Source organism: Hyalangium sp., assembly GCF_045802625.1.
Lineage (GTDB): Bacteria > Myxococcota > Myxococcia > Myxococcales > Myxococcaceae > Hyalangium.
In genome coordinates this window covers 15,628-40,093 of record NZ_JBJMQP010000132.1, presented here as the reverse complement: position 1 = coordinate 40,093, position 24,466 = coordinate 15,628, and the positions used below count along the sequence as shown (strand labels likewise).

Genomic DNA, 24,466 nt, shown 5'->3' with positions numbered 1-24,466 from the left:
CCCTTACGAAGAAAGTGTGACCGCCAGCTCCGGTCCACTCGCCTCATCTCTCGCCCCGACAGCCGGCCCCTGCCCGCCGCCCACGGACGCACCCTGCGCCCGGCGCATCTGTTGAATCGCCCCACTCAGCAACTGCATGGGGGCCCCCACCATGTCCGGGAAGCTCACCGCCCCCAGGCTCAACGACGCTCGCAATGCCTTGCCCTCCACCTGGAACCGCGCCAACTCGAACCGTGCGGCGATGCGCCGCAACACTCCCGGCAGCGCCTCGGCCGCCGTGCCTGGCAGCAGCAGCGCGAACTCGTCCTCGGACACCCGCGCCACCACGTCCGACTCGCGCACCGTCTGCCCCAGCACCACCGCGGTGTACACGAGCAGCCGCTCCGCCAGCGCCTTCCCGTGCTGCTTGCGGAACGTCCGCAGCCGCTGGGGCGAGCACGCCGCCACGCAGAAGACTCCGCCGTAGCGCTCGGCGCGCCGCGCCTCGAGGCCGATCTGCGCCAGCAGGAACGCGCGGTTGTAGAGCCCGGTGAGCGGATCATGCAGCACCAGCCCGGTGCCCGCGTCCGCGCCCTCGGCGGCGCGCAGCACCGCGTCCCTGAGCCGGATCTGCGCGTGCAGCTTGAGCGCCAGCACCGCCCCCACGCCCGTGCGCGGGACGATGTCCACGCACTGCCCCTTCTCCACGCAGTAGCGCCAGGCCTCGGGATCCGCCGGATCCACCAGGTAGAACAGCGGCACCGTGCTGCCGCCCACCTGCCGCAGCCGGCGCACCGTCGCCACCGCCGCGAAGTCCGGCGCCTGCGCGGCCAGCACCACGGCATCCGGCCGGATCACCTCGAACAGCGGCGCCGCCGCATCGAACCGCGTGAGCGGCACCACCCGGAAGCCCGCCTCCACCAGCAGGGCCCGCGTGGACTCGAGATCCTCCGCCCGGGGCTCCACGAGGAGCACGGTTGGCTGTCCCCCAGCCCTCGCGCCGTGCTTGCGCTTTAGCGCCGCCACTCCAACCTCCTACCCTCACCCAGAACTTTCTTACCCACCGCGCCCCTCGCCATCCCACCCAGATTTACAGCCCTGCTCCCCGACTTGGCCTTGCCATCCTCTTGAACTTCCAGGAGAAGGGCACCTCGTTACTCATCTCGGGTGTGGATCTGAGCAACCGCTGTGCCACCCTGGGCCTGGAGCAGCCGCGCCTCGAAGGCGGCCTCGTCCACCCGGTGTTTGAAGGCCACCTCACCGTCAATCAGGACTACGGGGATGTCGTAGCGCCACGCCATCATGCCCGCCGGATCCTCCAGAATGCTGATGATCCTGAGCTCGAAGGGGATGCGAGCACGGACGCGCTCCACGACGGTGATCGCCTCGTCACAGAGCGAGCAAGAGGGTTTCGAGTAGATATCCACCTTCATGGCGATGCAGGATGCTCAGCAATGCAGGGCCTGTCAGGAGACTTTGGGACGATGCCCCTCCGGGACGTCGTCAACTACCTGGGGAACCGTCGGGTTTCCGGCAAGCTGCGGCTTCAGCGCGGCGGCGTGTTCAAAGAACTCACACTGAGCGAAGGCTCGGTGATCAGCGCCAGCTCCAACCAGCCGCGAGAGTACCTGGGCCAGTTCCTCATCAACATGGGGCACCTGACCGAGGATCAGCTCGGCCGGGCGTTCGAGGCCCAGCGGGAGACGGACCTGCTGCTGGGGAAGATCCTCGTGATGAAGGGGATGGTGCCGGAGGCGACGGTCCAGAACACGCTGAGCCTGAAGTTCCGGGAGATGTTGCTGGACGCCTTCGAGTGGCCCGAGGGGGAGTTCGAGTTCGAGCCCCTGGGGGCGTCCGGCCCCAGCGAGGGCCTGGACGTGCGGATTGATCTTCAGGACATCTACCGGGAGGGCGAGTTCCGGGAGACGGCGTGGCAGGCCATCCGGGCGGCGTTCCCCTCGGGGGGTGCGCGGCTGACGGTGGACGAGCGGAGGCTGGCCGAGCCGCGCCAGCCCGGCAGCATGGACGAGCGCCTAGTGCAGCTGATCAAGGACGGGCTGACGATCGACGAGATGGCGCTGGCGCTGCACGCCTCGGACTTCTACCTGTACCAGCGGCTGTATGCGCTGTACCGGCGGGACGCGGTGAAGGTGCGCGAGGAGGCCGCCCCTGCGCCGGTGGTGCCCCCGGAGCCGAAGAGCCAGCCGCAGATCCTCGGCTCGGAGTCCTCGGTGGAGGAGGTGCTCCAGGCGGTGCGCATGTTCCTGGAGGCCCAGAACTTCCGGGACGCGGAGGTGCTGGCGCGCCAGGCGCATGAGATGGCGCCCTCGGCGGACACGGCGGAGCTGCTCCGGCAGGCGGAGGTGGGGCTGCATGAGGCGCTGCGGCAGATGCTGATGGAGCCGTCGACGGTGCCCACGCTGCAGGTGCCGCAGGCGCGGCTCAAGACGATGCAGCTCAGCGCGCCGGAGCGCTACCTGCTGTCGCGCATCGACGGCAAGCGGGACGTGGCGGCGATCGTCCGCGTCTCGCCGCTGCACGAGCTGGACGCGCTGAAGTACTTCCAGGGCTTCCTGGACAGCGGCTTCGTGAAGCTCAACCGCGCCTGAGCCAGGTGCTTCATGTCCGAGTGGGAGGTGGCCCCTCGGTTGGCCGTGGGATTCTGGTAGGCGACGAGGCCCAGGCCGTACTCGGACTCAGGGCTGAGGGGGTTTGGCGAGGCCCGCGGGCGCCGTCATCTCCACTGTGCCCTCCTCCGACTCGTCGTCCTCCTCCTGGCCCTCGGGCTTCGAGGGGGCTGGCAGGGTGACTGCGGGCTGAACGGCGGGTGTCGTCGCCTTTCCCGCCACGGCCGGCTCGACGATCGAGGGAGTCGACTTCCCCGCCACGGCGGGCTCCACCACCGCCGGAGCCGCCTTCCCCGCCACGGTCTGAACCGACAGCGTGGCGGCCTTCTCAGCAACGGAGGATTCGGCGGAGGTCGGGACCGACTTGCCCGCCACGACCGGCTCGGACGAGGCCGGGGCCGCCTTCTCCGCCACGGTGGGCGCCGCGGACGCCGGAGCCGCCTTCTCCGCCACCGCAGGCTCCGCGGCAGGTGGAGCCGTCTTCGCAGCCACGGCCTGCGGCGGTGCCGGGAGCCGCTCCAGCGCCAGACGCATGGCCTCGCGCCCGAGCCAGGTGCCCCGAATGCGCCACAGCGGATCATTGACGACGATCGCCGCTACGGCCACGCGCGGGTGATCCTTGGGCGCGAAACCCACGAACCACGAGTAGTCATGGAACGGGCTCTTGTCCGCCAGCGTGCCCGTCTTCCCCACCGCGCCCGGCACCCGGAAGGCCCGCTCGCGGAAGATGCGCCGCGCGGTGCCGTTCTTCACCGTCTGCTCCATCATGTCCGCGAGCGCACGCTGCACCTCGGGAGGCAGCACCTGCTCGCCAGAAGGAGGAGGCGCACCCGGCGTGGGCTCGAAGAGGACAGGATCCCTCCACACGCCCGTGGCCGAGGCCGCCGCCAGCGCCGCGCCGTGCAGCGGAGACAGGTACACGTCCCCAAAGCCCGCCCCCGCCTCGGCCAGCCCGAACTCATCGTCCGGAATCGAGGCCAGCGACACATCCGTGGGGATCGGGAACGAGATGGGCCGGTTGAACCGCATGCGCGCCGCCATGCGCCGCAGCGCATCCGCCGCGAGGTACTTCTTGGTCATCTTCGCGAAGATCACGTTGGCGCTCTTGCCCAACGCCGCGGCCAGCGAGTAGCACGCCCCGTCGCGCGTGCTGTCCTCGAGCAGCCGCTCGTCGATCCGCCGCTTGCCGCCGTGGAAGCAGGCCTCCTCGTCGGGAGACACCCCCGCCTCCAGCAGCGCGCTGCCGGTGACGATCTTGAAGATGCTCGCCGCGGGGAACACCGCTCGCGTCGTGAGCCCGCGCAGATCCGGCTGCGCCTGCGAGTGCTCCGCCAGCGCCAGCACCCGGCCCGTGGAGGGCTCGATCACCACCGCCGCCCCATACGGAACCTGGTAGTCCTGCATGATGCGGGTGAGCTGCTCCTGCAGCGTCGGATCAATCGTGAGCGTCGCCTCGCCCTCGGGCCCCGGCACCACCAGCCGCCCGTCCTTGCGCAGCTTCGCACGCGAGAGCAGATCCTCCTTACGAGACAGCGTGCGCACGCGCGTGAGCGGAGGCGCGTCCTTGCGCGAAGGCACCGGCATGGGCGGCACCAGCCCCGCCTCCGCCACGCCCGCATCCGGCACCTCCACCGTGGCAACGGGAGTCCCGGCATCCGGTACAGCCGCCTCGGAGGCAGCAGGGGCCTCGGGAGCACCCGTGGCGGTCCCCATCGCCCCGAGCACCAGGGCGAGAGGCAGAATCAGCGCGGCGAGAACGTGGCGAGAGTCCGGCATGGAGAGGGCCTGATCCTAGATCTCTGGCAGGGCCTGTCCATGCCCGCCTCCTCGGCTGCTCTCGGAGTAGTGGAAACTGGCCGCAACCCTGAAGATTTGACTAGGGTGCCGCCACCTTGGACGGACTCAAAGAAATCGCGGTGGTCTGGAGCGCCGAGACCCTTCGGGCCGTGCGCAGCGCCCGGACGCTGGTGTTGCTCGGGCTCTACAGCATGTTCTCCCTGGTGGTGCTGCTGATCGCCACCCTGGTGGCGCGCAACGCCCGCCTGGACATGGAGGGCATGGCGGCGCTGGAGCAGCTACCCCAGGACGTGGCGTGGATCTTCAAGATCACCCTCTGGTTCCTGCCCGTGTACGTGGCCCTGATGGGCTTCGATCAGATCAGCGGCGAGGTGGGCCCACGCTCCATCCGCTACCTCACGGTGCGTGCGCGTGTGTCCTCGGTGCTGCTGGGCAAGTTCCTCGTGCAGGCCTCGCTGCTGGTGGGTCTGGTGTTCGTCATCGATGTGGGCCTCTTCATCTACGCGCGCTTCGCCCACCCCAACTTCGTCTTCTCCGCCCTGGTGCTGAACCTGCTCAAGGTGTGGCTGGCCACGCTCGTGTTCGCCCTGGCCTACGTGGCGCTCACCTCGCTGTGCTCGAGCCTGTTCCGCACCTCGGGCCTGAGCCTCGTCTTCAACTTCGTCATGGTCCTCACCTTCCTGGTGATGGAGCTGGCCGGCTGGTACTTCGAGGGCAAGTCCTTCCTCACCTACATCCGCTACCTGGCCCCCTCGTACTACTCCACGAACCTGCTGAGCACGGTGCCCAGCGAGTTCGGCCTCAGCGCCCTGGCCTATGCCTGCTTCACCGTCGTCTTCCTCGGCGGCTCCTACGCCGTCCTGCGCGCGAGGGACCTGTGAGCGATCCCGCCGTCGAACTGTTCCAGGTCACCAAGCGCTTCGGCCCCAAGGTGGCCGTCAACGCCGTCACCCTCTCCATCCCCCAGGGGCAGGTGTACGGCCTCATCGGCCCCAACGGCGCCGGCAAGACGACCGCCTTCTCGATGATGTGCGGCTTCCTCCACCCCTCCGAGGGCGCGCTCAAGGTCATGGGCGTGACGCCCACCACGCCGGGAGCCCTCAAGGGCAAGCTGGGCGCCCTACCCCAGGACGCCCTCCTGCCTCCCGGCTGGGAGGTCGGCGAGCTGCTCACGTACTGGGCGCGGCTCTCGGTGCTCGCCCAGCCCGAGCGCGAGGCCCGCGAGGCGCTCGACAAGGTGGGACTGGCGGAGGCCTGGGGCACGCGCACCGAGGCCCTGTCTCACGGCATGGCCAAACGCACCGCCATGGCCCAGGCGATGATGGGACAGCCGCCGCTGGTGCTCCTGGACGAGCCCACCGCCGGGCTGGATCCGCGCATCGCCGCCCAGGTGCGCCAGATCATCCGGGACATGAAGGGCCGCCAGACGGTGGTGGTCTCCAGCCACAACCTCCAGGAGTTGGAGGAGCTGTGCGACGCGGCGGCCATCCTCGACCGCGGCACCGTGGCCAAGGCCGGAGCCATGTCCGAGCTGACCGGCCAGGGCGCGGAGTTCCGGGTGCAGATCGCCCGCGGCGAGGTCCTCCCCCCGGAGCTCACCCAATTGCCCGGCGTCACCGCCGCGAAGATGGAGTCTCCCGGCGTGCTCCTGGTCCGCTTCGACGGCCAGGCCCACAAGCCCGAGGAGGTGATCAGCCGCACGGTAGGCCACCTGCTCCAGACGGGAGTGCTGATCCTCGGCGTCCACCGCGGCCAGCGGCTGGAAGAGCGCGTGCTGCAGATTCTTTGAAACTCTCCGGCCGCCCGTGCCACTACGGCCCGTGGCCCTCCGGTTTCCTACCTGCCTTGCGCACCCATCCCACGTAGCTCGCCCCTCGGCGCTCCATGCGGAGGAGGGTGTGCCCGGTGGCTTCGCACCAGGCGGGCAGGTCCGCCTCCAGGCCTCGATCCGTGGAGATCAGCTCCACCAGCGCGCCCTCGGGCAAGCGCCGGATGGCCTTGGCGATCTCCAGAATCGGCACCGGACAGGCAGCCCCCGAGGTGTCCACGCGAACGGCCGCTTCCATGGATGCGACTCTGACATGCCCCTGGAGGCGTACGTGAGGGGGAATTTTCCGGAAAAGCCTCCTGTTTCCGGGCCTCTAGGAGTGGTGGGGAGGCCGTCGGGGTATGACGGCTCGGCTTGCGTGGCCGGATTTCCCTCTGGTATCTAGCCCCGCCTTCCTTACCCGGTCTGGGGTCGCCACGCAGGGGATGGACCTGAGACGCTGAGACGCAAGGAGCAGAACGGACATATGAAAGCCAACGTGATCGTGGCCCTGGTAGTGGGCCTGGTGCTCGGGTTCTTTGGTGGCAAGGCCACCACTGGGAGCGCCAAGAGCAATGACAGCGGCACCGCACAGGTCGCCGCGAACGCGCCCTCGGCGCCCAGCCCGGCCGCGAAGCCCTCGCGCCCGGCGGACCCGACCGTGTTCAAGGTCCCCCTCGAGGACTCGCCTCGCCGCGGCAGCGATGACGCGCTCGTCACCGTCGTCGAGTTCTCCGACTTCCAGTGCCCGTTCTGCGCCCGCGCCTACACCACCGTGGAGAAGCTCCGCGAGCAGTACGGCGAGAAGCTCCGCGTGGTCTTCAAGCAGAACCCGCTCTCCTTCCACCCCCGCGCCAAGCCCGCCGCCATGGCGGCGATGGCCGCCGGTGAGCAGGGCAAGTTCTGGGAGATGTACGACAAGCTCTTTGGCGCCCGCGCGCTCGAGGACGCCGACTTCGAGAAGTACGCGAAGGATCTGGGCCTCGACATGGACCGCTGGAAGAAGGACCTGACCAATTCCAAGTTCCAGCAGATCATCGACCGCGATCAGGGGCTGGCCGGTCAGCTCGGCGCCAACGGCACCCCGGCCTTCTTCATCAACGGCCGCCTGCTCTCGGGCGCGCAGCCGATTGAGAACTTCAAGGCCATCATCGACGAGGAGGTCACCAAGGCCGAGGCGATGGTGAGGAGCGGCACCAAGCCGGGCCAAGTCTACGCCGCCGTCACCGAGAAGGGCCAGACGCGCGCCGCCCCGCCGCAGCCGTCCCAGCCGCAGCAGGCCGCGGGCCCGCGCAAGGTGGAGGTCCCCGCGGACGCGCCCGTGCAGGGTGAGAAGACCGCCAAGGTCACCATCGTCGAGTGGTCCGACTTCGAGTGCCCCTTCTGCAGCCGCGTGGAGCCCACGCTGGCCAAGGTGAAGGAGACGTACGGCAAGAACGTGCGCCTGGTGTGGCGCAACCAGCCCCTGCCCTTCCACTCGCACGCGCACCTGGCCGCCGAGGCCGCCATGGCCGCCCACGAGCAGGGCAAGTTCTGGGAGATGCACGACAAGATGTTCGCCAACCAGAAGGCCCTGGAGCGCGCGGACCTGGAGAAGTACGCCCAGGAGCTGCACCTGGACATGAACCGCTTCAAGCAGGCCCTGGACAGCGGCAAGTTCAAGGCGCAGATCGACGCGGACTCCCGAGCCGGTAGCGCGGCGGGCGCCAACGGCACGCCGACCTTCTTCATCAACGGCCGCCAGGTCGTCGGCGCGCAGCCCTTCGAGAACTTCAAGCAGGCCATCGACGAGGAGATGGCCAAGGCGGACAAGCTGCTGGCCAGCGGCGTGAAGCCCGAGGAGCTCTACGCCAAGCTCATGGAGTCGGCGGGCAACGCGCCGCCTCCCTCCGAGGACGGAGCTCCGGCCGAGCCCCCGGTGCAGAAGATCGAGGTCGGCAAGGCGCCGGTGAAGGGCCCCGCCAACGCTCCGGTCACCATCGTCGAGTTCTCCGACTTCGAGTGCCCCTTCTGCGGCCGCGTCACGCCGACCCTCAAGCAGCTGGAGGACGAGTACAAGGGCAAGATCAAGATCGCCTTCAAGCACCAGCCCCTGCCCTTCCACTCGCACGCGCACCTGGCCGCCACCGCCGCCATGGCCGCGGGCGAGCAGGGCAAGTTCTGGGAGATGCACGACAAGCTCTTCGCCAACCAGCGCGCGCTGGAGCGTGCGGACCTGGAGAAGTACGCCCAGGAGCTCAAGCTGGACATGAACAAGTTCAAGCAGGCCCTGGACACCGACAAGTTCAAGGCGGCGCTGGACGCGGACTCCGCCGAGGGCATGCGCGTGGGCGCCAACGGCACGCCGACCTTCTTCATCAACGGCCGCAGCGTGGTGGGTGCGCAGCCCATCGAGAACTTCAAGAAGGTGATCGATGAGGAGCTGAAGAAGGCCCAGGGCGGCACGGTGGCCAAGGACACCAAGTAGTCCTCACCGCTGCCCTGAAGTCTCCGAGGCCGTCGGACTCCCAAGTCCGGCGGCCTCTGTGTTTTCAGAGCTCAGAGCCAGGGGCTCAGGAGACGGCGATGGCGTCGATCTCCACCTTGGCGCCGCGGGGCAGCGCGGCCACCTGCACGGTGGCGCGGGCCGGCGGGGCGGCGGTGAAGTAGCGGCCATAGACTTCGTTCACCTTGGCGAAGTCGGCCAGATCCGTGAGGAAGATGGTGCAGCGCACCACGTGCGAGAAGTCGAGCCCGCCGGCGGTGAGCACGGCCTTCAGGTTCTGCATCACCTGCTCGGCCTGCGCGGCGGCGTCACCCTGGACCATCTCCATGGTCTTCGGGTTGAGGGGGATCTGCCCGGAGAGGAACGTCATCTTCCCGGACTCCACCTGAATGGCCTGCGAGTAGGGGCCGATGGCCTGGGGGGCGCTGTCGGAGTGGATGGCTTTGCGTGCCATGAGGACACCTCGGGTTGAAGCGGCCGTCCGCCGGCCGCGGTCCGAGGGGGGGCTCTAGCACGAATCCCCGCGCGGGCAGCGCTCAGATGCGCTCGACGGAGTGCACGCCGTTGAGACGTTCAATGGCGCGCATCAAGTCGGTGAGCTGCTTCAGGTCCGAGATCGTCACCTCGAAGGTGTTCACCGCGCGGTCATCCCCGGTGGCGCGGCAGTTGGCCTGGGAGATGTTGACGCCCTTCTTGGAGAAGGTGTTGGAGATGTCGGCCAGCAGGCCGGGCCGGTCCGCGGTGAGCACGCGCAGGGTGACGGGCCGCTTGAAGTCGCCTCGCACGTCCCAGGACACGTCGACGCGGCGATCCGGATCCGTGGCCAGCGCCTTCTCGCAGTTGTCCGTGTGCACGGTGACGCCGCGCCCCCGGGTGATGAAGCCTACGATGGGGTCTCCCGGCACGGGGTTGCAACAGCGCCCGAAGCGCACGAGCACGTCATCCACGCCGCCAATCTGCACGCCGCTGCGGCTGGTGCGCCCCACCAGCCGCTTGGCCAGGTCCGTCACCCGGGACAGGCCGGGCAGCATGGAGGAGCCGTTGCCGTCCCCGTTGGAGGAGGTGTTGCTGGGCGCGGGGCGCTCCTCGGCGGCCAGCTTCTCCTGGGGCACGATGCGCTGGACGAGCTGCTGCGGCGTCACCTTCCCGTAGCCGATGGCCACCAGCAGATCGTCTTCAATGCGGTAGCCCAGCTCCTCGGCGACCTTCTTCAGCTCGCCGTTCTTCGTCAGCTTGTTGAGGTTGAACTGGTAGCGCTTGAGCTCGCGCTCGGCCAGCTCGCGCCCCAGCTGCAGGCTCTTGTCGCGCTGCTGCTGCTTGATGAAGTTGCGGATGCGCTGCTGGGCGCGGCTCGTCTTGACGAAGGTGAGCCAGTCCTTGGAGGGGTGCGCCTGAGGGCTGGTGAGCACCTCCACCATGTCCCCGTTCTTCAGCTTGTAGCGCAGCGGGACGATCTTCCCGTTCACCTTGGCGCCCACGCACCGCCCGCCCACGTCCGAGTGCACCGAGTAGGCGAAGTCCACCGGGGTGGCCCCGCGCGGCAGGCTCTTCACGTCCCCCTTCGGGGTGAAGACGAAGACTTCGTCGGTGAAGAGGTCCACCTTCACCGTCTCGAGGAACTCCTTGGGGTCCTTCAGGTCCTGCTGCCACTCCATGAGCTGGCGCAGCCAGGCGAACTTCTCGTCGTCCTTGGAGATGAGGACCTTGCCCTCTTTGTACTTCCAGTGCGCCGCGATGCCCTCCTCGGCGATCTTGTGCATCTCCGGGGTGCGGATCTGCACCTCCACGCGCTCGCTCAGCGGGCCGATCACCGTGGTGTGCAGCGACTGGTACATGTTGGGCTTGGGGATCGCGATGAAGTCCTTGAAGCGCCCCGGCACCGGCTTCCACAGCTGGTGCACCAGCCCCAGCGCCTCGTAGCACGAGGGCACCGTGGGCATGAGGATCCGGAAGGCGATGATGTCGTGGATCTGATCGAACTCGATGCCCTGCTGCTTGATCTTCTTGTAGATGCTGTAGACGTGCTTGAAGCGGCCGCTGACGTCGCCCTTGAGCCCGCGCTCCTCCAGCTTGGTGCGGATGAGGGCGCTGGTGTCATCGATGTACTTCTCGCGCTCCTTCTTGCGCTTGTTCAGCTTCTCCTGGAGGTTGAAGAACTCCTGGGGCTTCACGTAGCGGAAGGACAAGTCCTCCAGCTCGATCTTGATCCAGCTGATGCCCAGGCGGTTGGCCAGCGGGGCGTAGATGTCCAGCGTCTCCTGGGCGATCCGGGCCTGCTTCTCCTCGGACATATGGTCCAGGGTCCGCATGTTGTGCGTGCGGTCCGCCAGCTTCACCAGGATGACGCGGATGTCCTGCGCCATGGCGATGATCATCTTCCGGAAGTTCTCGGCCTGCTTCTCCTCCTGGGAGAGGGTGGCGGAGGCCGAGAACTTGGAGAGCTTGGTCACCCCGTCGACGAGCTGGGCCACCTCGGGGCCGAACAGCTCGGTGAGCTCCTCGGCGGTGGCCAGGGTGTCCTCGATGGTGTCATGGAGCAAGCCCGTGACAATGGAGGCCTCGTCGAGCTTGAGCTCGGCCAGGATGCCGGCGACCTCGAGCGGGTGGACCAGGTAGGGCTCCCCGGATTTGCGGAGCTGGCCCTGGTGCACCTTGGCCGAGTAGACGTACGCCTTCTTGATGATGTCCAGATCGGGGTCCGGGTGATAGGAGGCAACCCGCTGGAGGATGTCGTTCAGGCGAATCATGAAGAAACAGCCGCAATCGTAACTTTCGTAATCAGAGGGGGCAACGTCGCAGGTTCTCTCTTGTTGAACTTGCACCCCTTGCCAGCCCCCAGCCGGACCGTGTCGCATTCGTTGACCCGACGTTTTACGCACCCCTAAAGTCGCCCCCGCCCATGTCACAGCTCCTGCTGTCCGCACTCGCCGTGGTCTGCCCGAACTGTGACGGCCACAATCCGCCCGGTACGGCGGTGTGCGCGCAGTGCGGGGCCTCGGTGGCCGATGCGCCAGCACCCGCCCCCGCGCCTCGGGCCGCCCCTGCTCGCCCGGCGGCCGGGCAGCGGCCTACAGCCCCTTCGGGTACCTCCCCGCGTGCGGCGCCGGCCTCCAACGCGCCCCCGGGGCTGAAGCCCTCCGCTCGGACGCCTCCCCCCACGGCGGCGGGCCATCCCGTCGAGCCCGCGCCCGCCACCCGGCCCGGCCCGCCGGTGCCCTTGGTGGCGCCGGTCGCGGTGCCTCGCCCTGGCGTCGCCGCGCCCCAACCGCCCTCGGGCGCCCGCCCGAAGATCGCGGAGGCGCCCCCTCCCCGGACAGGCACCGGGCCACGTGCGGCCCCTCCGGTGCCCGTCGATCGCTCGGCTCCCCCCGTCCCCGACGCGCCCATGCCCAGGCCGGCGCCCATGCCCATGCCCGTGGCAGCGCCTGCGGCCCCGCCCGTGGCCGCGTCCGCACCTCCGCCCGTGGCCGCGTCCGCACCTCCGCCCGTGGCCGCGTCCGCACCTCCGCCCGTGGCCGCGCCGGCAGCTCCGCCCGTGGCCGCACCCGCCGCTGCCGCCCCCCGCCAGGCGCCCGCGGCCTCACGGTTCGGGCTCACGGTGGTTGCGGGGACGACGCGGGGCCAGCGCTACAAGCTCCCGGTCACCGGCTGCGTGGTGGGCCGCAGCCGCGGCGCCATCCTCTTGCAGGAGGATGCGTTCGTCTCCCCTCTGCACGCGACGTTCCTCGTGAGGGAAGGCGCGCTCTTCGTCCGCGACGAGAACAGCGCCTCGGGCGTCTACGTCACCATCCCCGGCACCGAGACCATCGCGCCCCGATCGCTCTTCAGCGCGGGCTCGCGGCTGTTCCGCTTCACCGGCCGCATCGAGATCCCCATCGCCCAGCCGGGGCAGCCGGTCATCTACGGCGCGCCGGTGCCGCTCGGGCAGGCCATCTACGCCGTGGAGGAGATCCTCGTGGGAGGGCGAGCGGGCCGCGCCGTGGTGGCGGCCACCGCGCTGCTCACCATCGGCCAGGCGCACTGTGACTTCAGCTTCCCGCAGGACGAGGGGCTCGCCGGCCGCCACTGTGAGCTCAGCCCCACCGCCACCGGAGCCACGCTGAGGGATCTGTCCGGCGGCCTCGGCACGTACGTGCGGATCGCCCCGGGCACCGAGCGCCAGCTGCGCCCCGGGGACCGCGTCCGCATTGGCCAGCACGTGTTCCAGGTGGAGCTGCTGGGCTGAAGCGCGGCCCGCGGGCCTACTGCTGCGGAGTGGGCATGGCGCCCACGCTCTTCAAGGTCTGCGCGATGTAGTCGGCGGCCTTGGAGCTGGGCGCATCCCTCAGGTGACGCGCCCACCAGGCGCGCGCCTCGTCCGGCCGGCTGTTCTGCCAGTAGACCTCGCCGAGCTTGAGGGATAGCGCCGGCTTGGGATCGAAGCCGAAGGCCTTCTTGTACTCGGTGGCCGCCATGCCCAGGTAGCCGCGCTGGACCTGGCGATCGCCCTCGAGCTCGGCCTCGCGCGCCGCCTGCGCGTTCCGGTTCTGGACGGGGATCTCCTGCTCGTACAGCGGCTTGGTGAGATCCGGCCCCACCGAGCCGCTCGTCTGGCCCGGCACGGGGGCATTGGACGGCACCGGCGAGTACACCTCGGGCGCCGAGCCGGCGCCGTAGTTGGTGTAGTAGTAGTACGCGGCGATCGCCAGCGCGGCCAGCAGCAGCGTGATGGTGAGCGCCTTGAAGAAGCCGAACCCGCCCTCGTCCGAGACGGTGGGCACGATGGCCTCCGTCTTGTCGCTGGTGATGGGCATCGGGTTCTGCATCGTCTGCATCAGCTCCGGGATGGCCCGGACGGTGGCCTCCATGGTGGGCTCGTTGGAGCCCCAGCCCGGATCGGTGCCCGGCTGCGTGTCGATGTGGCCGCCCCCGGTGGCCCGGCGCGGCAGCGGCGCGAGCACCGGAGAGGACACCGGCGCGGCCTGCTGCGAGGCGGGGGGCCGGCTCCGGGTGGAGTCCATCCGGCGCCGCTCCCGGTCCACCGCGAGCAGCTCCGCCTTGAAGGCCTCGGCGTTGCCCGGCCGATCGTTCGGATCCTTGGACAGGGCGCGGAGGATGAGCCGCTCCATGCCCGGGGAGATGCGCGCCTCGGGCCGGCGCTTGGTGGGCGGCGGAGGCTCCTCGGTGAGGTGCTTGGTGGCAAAGCCCACCGCCGAGTCGGACTCGAAGGGCAGCAGCCCCGTGGTGAGCTGGTAGAGGATGACGCCCACCGCGTACAGGTCCGAGCGGTGATCGAGCTGCGCGCCGCGCGCCTGCTCGGGGGACATGTACTCGGGGGTGCCGCACACGAAGCCGGCGCGCGTGAGCGGCGGGGAGTCCTCGCCCGTGGTGTCGGTGATCTTCGCGATGCCGAAGTCCAGCACCTTCACGAAGTCCGCATCGTTGCGGCGCTGCTCCAGCATGATGTTCTCGGGCTTCAAGTCCCGGTGGATGACGCCGGCGCCGTGCGCATCCGAGAGCGCGGAGAGCACCTGGCTGACGATGCGCACCACGCGAGACTCGGGCAGCGGCCAGTCGCGGCTGAGGATCTGGTGCAGGTCCTGCCCCGGGACGAACTCCATGGCGATGAAGAGCGCGCCGTCCTCGGCCTGGCCGAAGTCCAGGATGCTGATGGAGTTGGGGTGGTTGAGGCGGCTGGCGGCCTTGGCCTCGCGCTGGAAGCGGGCCACGGTGCGCTCGTCCGACAGCAGGGACTGGCGCAGCACCTTGAGCACCACCGGCTTGTCCAGGGCGAGCTGGCGGGCCCGGTACACCTTGCCCATGCCGCCCTCGCCGATCAGCGCCTCCACCCGGTACTTCTTGGCGAGCGTCTGGCCAATGTACTCATCGGCCTCGGCCGCGCTGCGCACGAGGGTAGAGCCGCAGGAAGGGCAGTACCTGGAAGTCTCTCCGGCGTCTGAGCCACAGGTGGGGCAGCGCAAGGCGTGTTCCGTCTCGGTGTCGTGAGGTGTGGAGGCTGGAGTTCAACACGCCGAGTGGGTCCGCATCAAGCCGTGCTCGCGAAGCGAGCAACCTCGCCCGGGCCTTGATATGAGGGGGGTGCCTTGCCATGACCTTCTGCCCCCGCTGCGACGCCGAGAACCCAGACGACGCCTCCATCTGCCAGTCCTGCGGCGCGCCCATGCGCTCGGGCACGCTGGTGATGGCGGTGTCCCAGATCGCTCCGCGCCCCCAGGTGTCCCTCCGGGTGGTACGCGCCGATGGCGGCCCGGAGTCCGTGGTCCGGATGACCCGGGACACGCTCACCTGCGGCCAGCAGGGAGACCTGAAGCTGCCGGATGATCCCTTCGTCATGCCCGAGCAGGCCCGCTTCTTCTTCTCGGGCGTGCGGCTGGCGGTGGAGGACGTGGGCGGGGCCAACGGCGTCTTCGTCCGCCTGCGCCAGGAGCGGGAGCTGACCACCGGCGGCGAGCTGCGGCTGGGCCGGCAGCGGCTGGTGCTCGAGCCCATCTCCGCCGCGTCCGCGGGGCCTGGAGGCGCCCAGGTCTGGGGCTCGCCGGACGCGGGCTACCGGCTGCGTCTGGTGCAGTACCTCGAAGGAGGCATGCGCGGGGCGGCCTTTCCCCTGAAGGAGGGGGACAACCTGCTGGGTCGGGAGCACGGCGACATCTCGTTCCCGACCGACGGCTTCGTCTCCGGGCGCCACGCCGTCCTCACGGTCCGCAAGGATCAGCTCATGGTGCGAGACGTCGGCTCTTCCAACGGCACATTCATCCGCCTGGCGGGCCCCTCCTTCGTGGACAACGGCGACCACCTCCTCATTGGCCGCCAGCTGCTCCGGGTGGAGATCCAAGCGCTGGTGTGAGGCGGGGGCCGCGCGGCTTCACGCGGCCCCAGGCCCCTGGCGCTCATCCGTAGGAGCGCTCCTTCTTCTCCTGCTCCTCCTTGCAGCGGATGCAGAGCGTGGTGACCGGGCGGGCCTCCAAGCGCTTGGGGGAGATGTCCTCCTCGCAGCGCTCGCAGATGCCGAACGAGCCATCCTCGATGCGCTGCAGCGCCTTCTCGATCTTCTGGAGAAGGAACTTCTCACGGTCTCTCAGCCGGAACACCATGGACTGGGCGTACTCGGAGGAGGCCTGATCAATCTCGTCCGGGAGATCATCCGTGTCGAAGCTGGACTCCTCTACGAGGGTCTTCTTCGCGCTATCGAGGAGCGCCGTCTTGCTGTCCTCGAGCATCTTCTTGTACCGCTTGAGATCTTTCTGGTTCACAGCCTTCGCTCCGATGGGCGAGAAAAACGACCCCGTCCCCCTAAAAAAAAGGCCCGAAAGCTTTATTCACATGGACCGTAGTGTCAAGGTGCCCATTCGTCCCATGGGGTGGCAGAGAGGAGAATCATCATGAGCGACAGCTCGAAGTTCGACCGGGAGTTCCTGCGCTCGGCCCTCTCCCTGGCGGCCCGACATGACGTGGATCACTTCCTGTATATCTGCGACGTGCCCATCCCGCCGGAGGATCTGCGGGGGCGGCCGGCCCGCAAGAAGCTGATCTACGCGGTCACCGCCGACAAGATCGCCCAGGAGTACATCCACCGGAAGCTCCGGGCGCTCGTCATCCCCGCCTATGACTACTCGCGCACGGAGCGCGTGAAGGTGGCCCTCGTGTCCGCGCTCTCCCAGGGAGCGTTCAAGGAGGGGGACTTGGTGCTCTGCATGACCGGGAAGGTAGGCCGGGCGCCGGACACGCTGATGCAGATGCGCATCGGCGGCTCGCTGGATGACCGGGTGGCCATCGAGGGCGTGAAGCTGGGCGAGGAGTTCAACTCGCAGGTGGTGGACGCGCTCATCCAGCTGGCGCTGCAGATCGGCCAGGAGGGCTTCGAGGGCCACCCCATCGGGACGATCATCACGATCGGGGACCACACGAGCGTGCTGGAGAAGAGCCGGCAGCTCACGATCAACCCGTTCCAGGGGCTGTCCGAGGCTGAGCGCAACGTGCTGGATCCGAAGATCCGCGAGGCCATCAAGAACTTCTCCGTGCTGGATGGAGCGTTCATCATCCGCGAGGACGGCGTGGTGCTGGCCGCGGGCCGCTACCTGTCGGCCGGGGACGAGATGGTGAAGATTCCCCTGGGCCTGGGAGCCCGGCACGCGGCGGCGGCGGGCATCACCTCGAACACGCACTGCATCTCGCTGGTGGTGAGCCAGACGTCGGGCGCGGTGCGGCTCTTCAAGGGCGGCGACATCGTCCTGGAGCTGCACCAGACCGCGCGCCGGACGTAGCCTACTCCGCCTTCTCCCCGGCCTGACGCTCCTCGCGGTAGATCTCCGCGAGCTGGTGGGCCCGCTCGATCTCGTCCCGGGCGGCGTCCACCGCGAGCACCTTCTCGATGCGCTCCACCTGCTCGCGCATCGCGCCACTGACCAGGGTGCCCGCCACCAGCCGCGCCGAGGCGCTCTGGCGCTCGGTGCGCAGCTCCTGAACGCGCGTCCCCACGTCGCTGGCGGCCTCCAGCAGCAGCCGCGAGTCCGGCTCCACGCGCTCCAGCGAATCCTTCGTGGACTTGAGCAGGGCCTCCGTCTGCTCGCGATCCCGCTGGAGCACCTGCACCGCCTTCGTGTCGCCGCGAGACTCGGCCACCTTGGAGCGCTCGGCCATGTCCGCCAGCCGGCGCGTGTAGCGCTCCACCGAGCGCGTCAGCTCCCCCTTGAGCGCCAGCAGCGTGGCCGCGGACTTGCGGACCTCGGCCGCCTGGCGCTCCAGATCCTCGATGAGCTGATCGAAGGCCGCCAGCGGATCCGCGGGCCGCGTCTCCTTCTTCTTTCGCCAGAAAAGGAAGGGCATGTCCGGGCGCGAGCCTACCCGAATGGACGGCAGAGGAGGCGAACCCTCGCGAGGTTGTCCTGGAGGGGCTTTCCTCCCGCCGCCAGGGCCGCCAGGTACCGGGCTGGCGTCAACTGGTAGATACCCAGCAGATGCTGGAGCAGCATCACGCTCTCGGTGGCCCGGCGGTCCGCGGGCGCCAGCGAAGCGGCCTCGGCGATGGCATCCAGGATGTCCGTCACCCGCGCCAGCACATCCTGGCCCACGGCCTCGCGCTTCTGGGCCTGGGCCTGCTCGGGGAAGAGCGCGTCGAAGGAGGCCTCCACCGCCACGGGCGAGGAGCTGGCGCCGCGCTTGGAGGCCACCGCCTCCAGCGCCTCCAGGTGCGGCCAGAGCGCGTCGAGGTTGTCCGGAGTCTCGGGCGCGTCATGCGGGAGCAGCGTGCGCCAGGGCGCATCGAACTCGGTGCGCGCCCACTGGATCTCCTCGTCGGAGAGGTGGTGGTAGAAGGCCCGGCCGCCCTGGGAGCGCTGCTCCTGCACCAGGGACTTCAGGTCCGTGTTCTCCTCGCCCAGCGAGATGAAGCTCAGCGCGATGGTCAGCGAGTCCATGGGCGCGCGGGTGCGGCGGATGAGCTCCATGTCCACCCGGTCCTCGCCGTCGGTGATGAGCACCACGGTGGCGCGGGCGAGGTACGGATCCCTGCCCTGCGCCGCCCGGATGGAGTCGAACGCCGCCATGAGCGCCAGGGTGATGTCCGTCTGGCCCTCGGCGGGCGATTGCCGGAAGAGCTTCTCGATCTGCCGGGTGGCCTCGGCGGCGGTGTCCACGCGGGCCAACTCCGTGGGCGAGTCGTTGAAGAAGGAGAAGTACAGCGGATCGAAGGGCAGCCCCTGGCGGGCCTTGGCGCGCAGGTTGTTGAGCTCGGCGATGATGATGGCGTCGCGGAACCGGGCGCGGGCGCCGTGCATCGAGCCGGAGGCATCCAGCACGTACACGCGCACGGCGGTGCGCTTCATCTTCTTGGGCTTGGGCGGCGGCTCCTCCTCGAGGTAGGCGCGCACCGTCTGGCGGTTGGCGGCCAGATCGTAGACGAGCAGCCGGGGATCCGTGACGACGAAGTTGTGCACCTCGTGGAGGCTGCCCGTCGTCTCGAAGTTCATCATCTGCGTGGGGTAGGGCACGCGCTTGGGCACGGGGCGCAGCGCCTGGGTGTCCACCTGGACGATGTCCTCGGAGAGCGAGTCCTCCACGTCGAAGTAACGCGCGCAGCCCGCCGCCAGCTCGAAGGCCGCGAGCTGCTCGGGATCCAACGAGAAGGCCAGGTCCGCCAGCAGATCGTCCGCGCGAGACTTCTTCGGCGCCTGCTCCTGGAGCCCCTCCTCCACCTCGCCCTCCCGCACCTGGGGCTTCTCGCCGAACCAGCGGGTCAGCTCCTGGCGCTCGGCCTGCTCCACCAGGGCCCGCGTCCGCCCGTTCGAGGGCAACATCGGCTCCAGCGCCGAGCGGGCCGCCGCGGCGAGCTGCGTGTCCCCGGCCTCCACCGCCCGCTCGTAGAGCCCCTTGAGCGAGTGGTAGGCCTCTCCCGGCGAGCGCCGGGCCGTGTGGCGCACGTGCTTCACCAGCTCGTTGAGCGAGCGCACGGTGGGGCTGGCCCGGGTGCGCTCGCGCGCCTCGGCCACCTCCCGGCGCAGCACCACGCCTCGGTCCCGATCGTGGTCCGAGCCCAGCCGCAGCAGCACCTCGTGGGCCAGATCCAGATCGCGCCGCTTCTGGATCACGTCGTCCACGTTCTCCCGCGCCCGCTCCGCGAGGAACTCGGCGATGGCCATGCGCGCGCTGGTGGGCGCTCGGCCCTTCCAGGCGTAGGAGCGGCTTGGCAGGATCTCGAACGGCGGAGGCTTGGACCCCGGCGCGGCGGCGAACACGTCCGCCACCTTCACCACCCTCGCGAGCTGCACGAAGCCCCGCTCCAGCGACGTCCTCGCTCCCGGCGGCATCTCCCCGGCCCGGCGCGCACGCTCCACCTGACGCAGGCGGACCTCGAACTCCTCCAACGCCTCGTGGGCGCGGGCGCCCAGCGCCTCCGCGAGCTGCCCCGCCCTGCCCTTGCGCACGCCGAGCGAGCGCAGCAGGTGCGCGTCCGCCAGGGTGTGCACGCCCACCCGATCCAGCTCTTTATCCAGTGCCGCGATGGTGGGACACGCGAGCTCCACGTCCTTCGGCGCCGTCAGCCCGAGCGCCCAGCCCACCATGCCCGAAGGGCGAGCGACGCTCTGCTGGAGCGCGTCCAGCCGCTGGCGCAGCTCTGTCAGGCGAGGGGCCAGCATGCTCAAGGCCTCCCGAGCGCCGCCTCAGGCGGCACACCGAACTGGCAGGCCCGAGGACTCACAGCGTGGACCGCATCTCCAGCACGCGCTTGCTGAAGCGCCCGAAGTCCTCGTCGATGCCTCGGAGCTGGAGGCCCAGCTTGCGCGCGGCCTCGCCCAGCTCGCCCTGCATCGCCCCGAGCGTGCCCAGCACCCCTCGGAGCCGCACCAGCTCGCCCTCCTTGAGCGCGAGCAGCGGGAACCGGCTCCGCACGAGCCGCTCGAAGGTGCGCTCCGCCTCCGTCTTCCCCTTGAGGGACTCGAGCTCCGGCATCAGCGCGGTCAGCAGCTGCGTCAGCCAGCTCCGCAGGTACTTGATGCGGGTATGGGCGAAGACCAGCTCGGCCTGCGCCACCGCCTGGCGGACGCCCTCCGAGAGGAACGAGGCCGCCGTCTGGGGCCGCGCGAAGGCGAGCTGGTTGTCCAGCCCGAGCAGCGCGGCGAGCTCTCCATCCGGAGCGCGCACGGAGAAGCTGTTGCGATAGAACGTGTACGCGTCACCGTTGATCACGGCGGTGGGGGCCGGAGGCGGGCTCGTCACCTCGCGCGCCAGCGTGCGGGCGTGCTCGACGAGCCGCTGCTCGATGATCTCGCGGCACTCGGTGATGACGGCATCGGGCGCCAGACCCTCCTGCCGGAGGTTCTCCGCCACCATCTGCGCGGCCCGCGCGTACTGCTCGATGCGATCGAACGGCGTCGTGCTGAGCACCTGCTTGGCGTAGGCCAGCCCGAGCGGCTGCAACAGCTCCTGCTTCAGCCCGGGCTGCGACGGATCCAGCGCATTGAGCGACTTCTCGAGCTGGGTGAGGCGCCGCGAGTCCGTGGAGAGCGCCTCGAACGGATCGCGCTTGCCCGCGGGCCTGGGCGCCTGGAAGGCCGCCGCCGCGCGCCGCCGCATCGAGGCCACCACGCGCCGGCGCACCGCCACGTCCGCCACCCGGAGCCGCTCCATCGCCGCGGGAGCGCCCTCGGCCAGCAGGCCCGACAGCGCGGACACCTGGGAGATCTCCTCCTCCAGGTTGTCGGCCAGCGCGACCAGCCCTTCGATCTTGAGCCCGTCCTCGAACTCCACGCCCTCGGCCGACAGGGCGATCATCTCCAGCATCTGCTCCAAGAGCCGCGCGGAGGCCTCGCACAGCGAGCTGAAGTACGAGCGCAGCTCGGGGACGGACCGGGACAGCTCCAGCGTGTCCTTGAAGGACGTCAGGAGCTGGAGCCCCCCGCGCCCCTCGGGAGTGTTGGGGGCCGCGGCGGCGCCGGGCTCTCCCTGGGAGGTCATCCCACGCGCCAGCCGCTGCTCCACCGCCGTGATCAGGCCGCGCGCCGCTCCGAGCAAGGGCGCCCGGTTGTCCCGGTGCCGCGGCCCCGGCACGAGCTTCACCAGCAGCCGCTGAGCGGTGATGGACGCCAGCCCGGGCTGGAAGCTGCGCGCCAGCGCCTCGGAGGCCGAGACATCCTCCCCGGCGGACAGCGCGGAGGCCTCGCGCTCCACGCCGGAGACCAGCTCGTTGCGCACCTTGGCGAGCGTCTCGTCGAACGTCTTCTGCTCCAGCCGGACGATCTCGAGCTGGGCCCGCTCGCGTGGATCCACCGCCACCTTGAGGAGCGCCTCGGCCTCGGCGGCGGGCGGCCCTCCGAGCAGGAAGAACCAGCGCAGCGAGTCCAGATCCTCGATGGTCGCCTCGAGCTGACGATCCGGGTGCTGGTAGATCTGATCTCTGACCACCGCGGCCTTGAGCGCCCAGAGCGCCTTCACCACCGAGCGCTGAGAGAAGTACTTGGTGGGCACGTAGTCCGGCAGCTTGGACACCTGCGCCGACAGCGAGCGCTCCAGCCCATCCGCCAGCAGCTCCACGCCCTCGAGCACCTGGCTGGAGACGTTCACCTTCTCCACCGCCTCCTGGAGCAGATCCAGCTGCTGCAGGGTGAGCACGGCCCGGAACTCCGGCCGCGAGCCGTGCATGAAGCGGTGGAGCATCGCCGCGCGGCTGGCGCGCCGGGCGAACGACTTGGGCACGAAGTTGATGAAGCTGAGCCGGTCCGCGAAGGCCAGCAGCAGCTCCGGCGAGCGCGACAGCACCTCCGAGAGGTAGCGGTTGCTCGTCATGATGGCGCACTCGGTGCGCCCGCTCGTCACCCGGCGGCCGTGCTTGAGCTCGCGCTCGTGCAGCACGTTGAGGATGGAGCGCAAGAGCATGTCGCGCCCATCGAACACCTCGTCGAGGAACGCGTGCACGGAGCCCAGGATGCCGTCATCGGTGATGTACTCGGTGCGGCCCGTCTCGGTGAGCACCTTGAAGTCCACCGGGCCAATGAGGTCCGTCTGCACCGTGGACTCGGCGATCTGCTTGGCGAAGAGCGACGGGCCGCCTGTCGTCTCGTCGAGGATCCGCCCGAGCACCGCGCTGGCGATGGCGCTCTTGGCTGTGCCGGGGGGGCCCACCACGAGCACGTGCTCCCGGCACAGCAGCGCCAGCTCGATCTGGGTGAAGAGCGTCTCTCGCTCGAGGTACGTCTCACGCAGCTCTCCGAAGAAGCGACGGAAGGCCTGCGCGGCGTGGGGATGGGACGTCGTGGGGTGGGTCACGGGTAGACGGGCGAAAGCGAGGAGGGCCGCATGTTAGCCCCCACGTGGCGTCTATTTGAAGTGCACCGCGCAGGCACCGTCCGGGCACTCCCGCCCGGCGATGCGGAAGCGGTACCGGGCGACCCCGCGGTACACGGCGTCCGCGAGCTGCCGCAGCCCTGGGACATAGTAGACGTAGAGCAGCTTGCCCCACACGCGGCGCCCCAGCGCCTGGACAATGGCCTCCGCGCCCTCGACGACGCGGCCATCCGCCTGGACGAGCTGCATGGCCTGCTCGCACCGCTCGTAGGAGAGGCCCGGGAAGGCAGCAAGGCCGCCCTCCTCCCGGAACGAGCGCAGCTCCGTCCCCCGGCTGCCCAGGAGGCGCTCGAACTTCCGAGCGGCCGCGCTGCACAACCGGCAGTGCCCGTCGAACAGGATCACGTCGTGCCCCGGGGGCGTGGTCATCAGCGCCGTCACGCGTCACCTCTTGCTCCCGAGGTATAACGCCTGGGTTGCGCGCTCGTGGGTGAATTCTGGAGTCACTCCCCGGCACTCCTACGCGTGAGGTAGGCTGCACCGGGAAGACCACAGCCGTCCCTCCTTCTTCCCAGGCGCGCCATGCACAGCCCCTCTCCCCTCGCACTCCACCCCGCGCTGCTGGCTCCGGGCACGGTGCTGGGAAATTGGCGCGTGCAGGCCTTGGCGGGTGGCGGTGCTTACGGCGCTGTGTACCGTGCCGTGCCCTGCCACCCCCCACACGCCTCCCCCGTGGCACTGAAGCTGGCTCTGCTTCCAGCAGACCCTCGCTTCGCTCGTGAGCGCGAGTTGCTCTCCCGGTGTGAACACCCCAGCATTCCTCGTCTGCTGGATCAGGGCTCCTGGCAGTCTCCCACCGGCACGCTTCATCCTTTCCTCGTCCTTCAGTGGGTGGACGGCGAGCCCTTGTATGAGCAGGCCCGGCTTCAGCCTCCGGCTCCCGAGCGGATGCGGCGCTGGCTGGCCCAGTTGGCTCAAGCGTTGGCGGTCCTCCACGCTCAAGGTGCTGTCCACCGAGACCTCAAGGGCGACAATGTCCTGGTGCGCCGCTCGGATGACAGGGCCATGCTCATGGACTTCGGTACCGGCCTCTACCCGGGCGCCCCCGCCCTCACTCCGGCCATGGGCTTTCCGGGCACCCCGCTCTACCGCTCGCCCCAGTCCTGGCTCTTCGAGATCCAATTCCACGGAAGCTCCACTGCCCTCTACCGGCCCTGTGCAGCCGATGACCTCTACGCCCTGGGCGTCACCGCCTGCCGCCTGCTCACCGGCGAGTACCCGGAGCTGTCCGAGCCCTTCCGCGATGAGCACGGCACCTGGCACTTGAAGGGCGTGCGCCTGCCTCGCGCGTTCAGGAACCACCTCGTGGTGGATCCTTCTCTGCGCCCTCTCATTGTGCGCCTGCTCTCGGTCAACCCCGAGCAGCGCGGCACCGCGGCCCAACTGGCGCAGGAGTTGGAGCCTGTCTCACCGGTGAGCCCCTCCCGGCCACCTGTCAGGGCGCGAGCGCCCCGGAGACTCGCATGGCTCTGGCTGCCAGCGGCAGCGGCGGGGCTGGCCCTGGCCCTCTGGCAGGGGCGGACTCGGACTGTTTCCCATGAGCCCCTGGAGCCGCCCTCCGTGGCACGTGCGGAGCCCGCGAGGCACGACTCCCCGGATGCAGGCACCGCAGGGCTTGGTGATGCCGCAACGATCGCGGCTCTGGATCCGCCACCCTCGGGCTCCACGAACGAGGCGATGATCGAGGACTCCCTGCCCGAACCGCAGCCAGGACAGGTGCGGCCCGATGAGAAGGGGCGTTGCGCCGGTAAAGGGTTGGTCGCCCTCAACGGAGGGTGCTGGGCGGAGTGGGAGCCTGAGAAATGCGAGGAACTCGGCGGCCAGATGTTCAAGGGCACCTGCTACGTGCCCATCATCCCTCCGGGCCGCAAGCGGGCCCCCACCTCCGAGCCCTCGCAGAATCCGTGAGGACCTTATCCAGCACATCGAGGCCGA

General features: G+C 69.5%; 20 protein-coding genes. 8 read left to right on the top strand and 12 right to left on the bottom strand.

What is annotated here, in order from left to right:
- Positions 1-3: 3 nt before the first annotated feature.
- Both ACJ8AT_RS24705 and ACJ8AT_RS24700 read right to left on the bottom strand, forming a co-directional pair.
- Positions 4-1,005, bottom strand: coding sequence for a GGDEF domain-containing protein (locus tag ACJ8AT_RS24705; RefSeq protein ID WP_407740298.1), 1,002 nt, complete (start codon positions 1,003-1,005; stop codon positions 4-6).
- Between the two features lie 128 nt (positions 1,006-1,133).
- On the bottom strand, positions 1,134-1,412 hold the full coding sequence (locus tag ACJ8AT_RS24700) for a glutaredoxin family protein (protein ID WP_407740297.1): 279 nt from the start codon (positions 1,410-1,412) through the stop codon (positions 1,134-1,136).
- A gap of 21 nt (positions 1,413-1,433) precedes the next feature.
- Between ACJ8AT_RS24700 and ACJ8AT_RS24695 the strand changes: the two genes are divergently transcribed.
- Positions 1,434-2,588, top strand: coding sequence for a DUF4388 domain-containing protein (locus tag ACJ8AT_RS24695; RefSeq protein ID WP_407740296.1), 1,155 nt, complete (start codon positions 1,434-1,436; stop codon positions 2,586-2,588).
- Positions 2,589-2,675: 87 nt separating this feature from the next.
- Here the strand turns inward: ACJ8AT_RS24695 and ACJ8AT_RS24690 are convergent, their stop codons facing one another.
- A complete protein-coding gene (locus ACJ8AT_RS24690) occupies positions 2,676-4,382 on the bottom strand; it encodes a penicillin-binding transpeptidase domain-containing protein (protein WP_407740295.1) in 1,707 nt (568 codons plus the stop codon).
- Between the two features lie 116 nt (positions 4,383-4,498).
- Here ACJ8AT_RS24690 and ACJ8AT_RS24685 point away from each other — a divergent pair, with 116 nt between their 5' ends.
- Positions 4,499-5,284: an ABC transporter permease gene (locus ACJ8AT_RS24685; protein WP_407740294.1), complete on the top strand. Its 786-nt coding sequence runs from the start codon at positions 4,499-4,501 to the stop codon at positions 5,282-5,284.
- Positions 5,281-6,192: an ABC transporter ATP-binding protein gene (locus ACJ8AT_RS24680; RefSeq protein ID WP_407740293.1), complete on the top strand. Its 912-nt coding sequence runs from the start codon at positions 5,281-5,283 to the stop codon at positions 6,190-6,192. The genes ACJ8AT_RS24685 and ACJ8AT_RS24680 overlap by 4 nt, the downstream gene beginning before the upstream one ends.
- 22 nt (positions 6,193-6,214) lie before the next feature.
- Here ACJ8AT_RS24680 and ACJ8AT_RS24675 read toward each other — a convergent pair whose 3' ends face one another.
- Entirely contained in the window at positions 6,215-6,469 is a 255-nt protein-coding gene (locus ACJ8AT_RS24675) for a sulfurtransferase TusA family protein (RefSeq protein ID WP_407740292.1), read from the bottom strand.
- 228 nt (positions 6,470-6,697) lie between these two features.
- Here ACJ8AT_RS24675 and ACJ8AT_RS24670 point away from each other — a divergent pair, with 228 nt between their 5' ends.
- Positions 6,698-8,677, top strand: coding sequence for a DsbA family protein (locus ACJ8AT_RS24670; RefSeq protein ID WP_407740291.1), 1,980 nt, complete (start codon positions 6,698-6,700; stop codon positions 8,675-8,677).
- Between the two features lie 85 nt (positions 8,678-8,762).
- On the opposite strand, the gene ACJ8AT_RS24665 is transcribed toward ACJ8AT_RS24670, so the two are convergent.
- A complete protein-coding gene (locus tag ACJ8AT_RS24665) occupies positions 8,763-9,149 on the bottom strand; it encodes a RidA family protein (protein ID WP_407740290.1) in 387 nt (128 codons plus the stop codon).
- A gap of 82 nt (positions 9,150-9,231) precedes the next feature.
- Complete coding sequence (locus ACJ8AT_RS24660; RefSeq protein ID WP_407740289.1) at positions 9,232-11,442, bottom strand: RelA/SpoT family protein; 2,211 nt, start codon at positions 11,440-11,442, stop codon at positions 9,232-9,234.
- A 152-nt stretch (positions 11,443-11,594) separates the two neighbouring features.
- On the opposite strand from ACJ8AT_RS24660, the gene ACJ8AT_RS24655 reads away from it, so the two are divergent.
- Positions 11,595-12,920 (top strand): FHA domain-containing protein, encoded by a 1,326-nt coding sequence (locus ACJ8AT_RS24655; RefSeq protein ID WP_407740288.1) that lies wholly within the window; start codon positions 11,595-11,597, stop codon positions 12,918-12,920.
- A gap of 16 nt (positions 12,921-12,936) precedes the next feature.
- Here ACJ8AT_RS24655 and ACJ8AT_RS24650 read toward each other — a convergent pair whose 3' ends face one another.
- Positions 12,937-14,583 (bottom strand): protein kinase domain-containing protein, encoded by a 1,647-nt coding sequence (locus ACJ8AT_RS24650; RefSeq protein WP_407740287.1) that lies wholly within the window; start codon positions 14,581-14,583, stop codon positions 12,937-12,939.
- 200 nt (positions 14,584-14,783) lie between these two features.
- Here ACJ8AT_RS24650 and ACJ8AT_RS24645 point away from each other — a divergent pair, with 200 nt between their 5' ends.
- Positions 14,784-15,539, top strand: coding sequence for an FHA domain-containing protein (locus tag ACJ8AT_RS24645; RefSeq protein WP_407740286.1), 756 nt, complete (start codon positions 14,784-14,786; stop codon positions 15,537-15,539).
- A gap of 43 nt (positions 15,540-15,582) precedes the next feature.
- Here the strand turns inward: ACJ8AT_RS24645 and ACJ8AT_RS24640 are convergent, their stop codons facing one another.
- Positions 15,583-15,945, bottom strand: coding sequence for a TraR/DksA family transcriptional regulator (locus tag ACJ8AT_RS24640; protein WP_407740285.1), 363 nt, complete (start codon positions 15,943-15,945; stop codon positions 15,583-15,585).
- 129 nt (positions 15,946-16,074) lie between these two features.
- On the opposite strand from ACJ8AT_RS24640, the gene ACJ8AT_RS24635 reads away from it, so the two are divergent.
- Positions 16,075-16,956 (top strand): diadenylate cyclase, encoded by an 882-nt coding sequence (locus tag ACJ8AT_RS24635; protein ID WP_407740284.1) that lies wholly within the window; start codon positions 16,075-16,077, stop codon positions 16,954-16,956.
- Between the two features lies 1 nt (position 16,957).
- Here ACJ8AT_RS24635 and ACJ8AT_RS24630 read toward each other — a convergent pair whose 3' ends face one another.
- Genes ACJ8AT_RS24630 through ACJ8AT_RS24615 form a run of 4 tightly spaced genes read right to left on the bottom strand, consistent with a single transcriptional unit; the run spans position 16,958 to position 22,912 of the window.
- The gene (locus ACJ8AT_RS24630; protein WP_407740283.1) at positions 16,958-17,518 is read right to left on the bottom strand and encodes a PspA/IM30 family protein; all 561 of its coding nucleotides are present in this window, start codon (positions 17,516-17,518) and stop codon (positions 16,958-16,960) included.
- Between the two features lie 14 nt (positions 17,519-17,532).
- Complete coding sequence (locus tag ACJ8AT_RS24625; RefSeq protein WP_407740282.1) at positions 17,533-19,827, bottom strand: vWA domain-containing protein; 2,295 nt, start codon at positions 19,825-19,827, stop codon at positions 17,533-17,535.
- A 58-nt stretch (positions 19,828-19,885) separates the two neighbouring features.
- The gene (locus tag ACJ8AT_RS24620) at positions 19,886-22,453 is read right to left on the bottom strand and encodes an AAA family ATPase (protein ID WP_407740281.1); all 2,568 of its coding nucleotides are present in this window, start codon (positions 22,451-22,453) and stop codon (positions 19,886-19,888) included.
- Positions 22,454-22,504: 51 nt separating this feature from the next.
- The gene (locus ACJ8AT_RS24615; protein ID WP_407740280.1) at positions 22,505-22,912 is read right to left on the bottom strand and encodes a thiol-disulfide oxidoreductase DCC family protein; all 408 of its coding nucleotides are present in this window, start codon (positions 22,910-22,912) and stop codon (positions 22,505-22,507) included.
- A gap of 141 nt (positions 22,913-23,053) precedes the next feature.
- Between ACJ8AT_RS24615 and ACJ8AT_RS24610 the strand changes: the two genes are divergently transcribed.
- Entirely contained in the window at positions 23,054-24,439 is a 1,386-nt protein-coding gene (locus tag ACJ8AT_RS24610) for a serine/threonine protein kinase (RefSeq protein ID WP_407740279.1), read from the top strand.
- Positions 24,440-24,466 lie beyond the last annotated feature (27 nt).